At 71.2% G+C, this 278-nt stretch carries 1 protein-coding gene; it reads left to right on the top strand.

Annotated elements, in window-relative coordinates; genetic code table 11:
• Window positions 1–278: RBBP9/YdeN family alpha/beta hydrolase (locus R0J88_RS19715; protein ID WP_410900831.1), on the top strand; the 278-nt coding region annotated here is incomplete at both ends.

Here is a 278-nt window from a genome sequence, read left to right on the forward strand (position 1 = left end):
GCCCAACAGTGCGCGGGTCGAGCAGCAAGACTGGCTCACCCCGCAACGGCAGGACTGGGTGCAGGCGCTGGAGCAGGCGATTGCCGCCGAGCGCTCGCCGGTGATCCTGATTGCCCACAGCCTTGGCTGCGTCACTGTCGCCCATTGGGCTGCGCAGGCCAGTCCGGCCTTGCGGCGGCAGGTGCGGGGTGCACTGCTGGTGGCTCCGGCAGACGTCGAACGGCCGACCTGCGCGCCGGCCCTGCGCAACTTCGCGCCGATCCCGACCGAAGCCTTGC

This window comes from Pseudoalteromonas sp. SIMBA_162, assembly GCF_046535955.1.
In the GTDB taxonomy this organism is placed as follows: Bacteria; Pseudomonadota; Gammaproteobacteria; order Enterobacterales; family Alteromonadaceae; genus Pseudoalteromonas; species Pseudoalteromonas marina.